Annotated in this window: 2 protein-coding genes; both read right to left on the bottom strand. The window is 57.3% G+C overall.

All coding sequences use genetic code 11. The features are described 5' to 3' along the window. Positions 1-1,204: ISL3-like element ISPpu12 family transposase (locus L1075_RS15560; protein WP_246942741.1), on the bottom strand; the 1,204-nt coding region annotated here is incomplete at its 3' end. A gap of 21 nt (positions 1,205-1,225) precedes the next feature. Next, the gene (gene lspA / locus L1075_RS15555; RefSeq protein ID WP_004863699.1) at positions 1,226-1,738 is read right to left on the bottom strand and encodes a signal peptidase II; all 513 of its coding nucleotides are present in this window, start codon (positions 1,736-1,738) and stop codon (positions 1,226-1,228) included. Positions 1,739-1,746 lie beyond the last annotated feature (8 nt).

The following is a 1,746-nucleotide window of genomic DNA, read 5'->3' as shown; positions in this document are numbered from 1 at the left end:
AGACCTTCGCAGTCGGTGCCTTCTTCTTGTGCTTCGTGGTGTAGAGCATTCGTGCCCGCATCACCTCGAAGGAGTAACCGCGCCCTTCACGGTTCTTGTCCTTGGCCAGTCGGTTGATGGACTCCGTGTAAGCGTTGGTGACGGGCATGTCCGTCTCGAAGTAGGTCATGGTCTCTTCGCGCCAGTTTCCCACTGCCCTGACCAGATCGCTCCAGACTTCCTTTTGGCCCTTCGGGATGGTGGCTATCCACTCGTCCAGGGCGGCTTCTGCCTGGAGCCGTGTGGTGGCGTCCCAGATGCCGTAGAAGCGCTCCTTGTGCTCGTGGGCGGCCAGCAGTTGCGGGAACGCGCCTGTCCAGGTCTCCATGATGAGGCGCTCCCGGTCTGAGACTTCGTGAGCGCGTTTCAGCAGGATTTTCCGGTCTCCCTTGAGAGTCCGGCTCTGGGACGGTTTCAGCTCCTTTCTGAGGCCCTTGCGCACTCTCTCTAGGGCATCGTTGGCCATGCGCACCACATGGAACTTATCGACCACGATACGGGCCTGGGGCAGCACAGCCTTGACCGCTGCCCGGTAGGGGTTCCACATGTCCATGCTGACGATCTCGACCTTCTGCCGGTCTTTCAGCTTCATCAGGTAGTTGGTCACCACGTCCTGGCGGCGGGTGGCCAGCAGGTCGAGCAGGGTTCGCTCCTCAATGTTGGTCAGAATGCAGCGGTAGCGCTTGTTCAGGTATAGCTCGTCAATGCCCAGGATGCGGGGCGTCTCGAAGCGGTGCCAGCGCCCCAGGAACTCGGCGCGGGCGTTGAAGATGTCGCGCACCGTCTTCTCGTCCAGGCCGGTCTGTGCCGCCACAAAGGTGTAGGGGTGGTTGAAGGATTCCTTCTCCACGTACTCATGCAGCCGCAGTGTCATACGGAATCCGTCCACCATCTCCGGTAGCTGGGGCCTGAATGTTGTCTTGCAGGCCCGGCAGGTGTATCGGCGGCGGACCACCCAGAGAGTGACCCGCTTGCCGTGGATGGGCAGATCACGATAGGGAACGTCACGCTTGCCGAACCGTACGAACTCACCCTGCACGCCGCATTCCTCGCAGGCGATGGGATCGGGCACGTCCACCTGGAAGTGCATTTCGTCGTCGGTTGATTTGCAGCCCAGTACTTGGTATTGCGGCAGGTGAAGGATGTTGTCGGGAAGTTCGGTCATGGTGTTGTATAGGCGTAGGTGTCAGTCAGATCCATCCGGCTCGGCATTGGTGTTTGCTTTTTTACCCAACAAGCTGCTGGAAACGAAAAGTAAGGCACCGAGGACAATTGCAATATCAGCCAGGTTGAAGGCCGGCCAATGCCAGTCTCGCCAATAGAAATCAAAGGAATCCACAACATAGCCGCGAAAGACCCGGTCAATCAGGTTGCCCATGGCGCCACCGAGGATAAGACTGTAAGCGATGGCTTCTCCTTTATGACGATTTTCAAGGATCAGCTTGATCAGAAAAATCGAGACCACTACCGCGATTCCGATAAAAAAGTAGCGCTGCCAGCCTCCACCATTCGCAAAAAGACTGAATGCGGCACCGGTGTTCCATAGGTGCACCCAGTTAAAGAACGGGGTCACCGAAACATACTCGCCATAGGCCATTGATTGCTGCACCAGCCACTTTACAGCCTGATCAGACGCTGCCAGCAGGCCCGATATGGACAATAGGGCATACGGCGAGAGCTTTTTGCCAATAATGAGCATTATTTAAC

This window comes from Chromohalobacter beijerinckii (assembly GCF_023061185.1).
Taxonomy (GTDB): Bacteria; Pseudomonadota; Gammaproteobacteria; order Pseudomonadales; family Halomonadaceae; genus Chromohalobacter; species Chromohalobacter beijerinckii.
Note: the sequence above shows the minus strand (reverse complement) of the source record. Positions and strands in the feature narration are given on the sequence as shown.

Excerpts from the sequence above, each read along its gene's own strand:
- lspA (WP_004863699.1), bottom strand. The coding sequence starts at position 1,738 with ATGCTCATTATTGGCAAAAAGCTCTCGCCGTATGCCCTATTGTCCATA.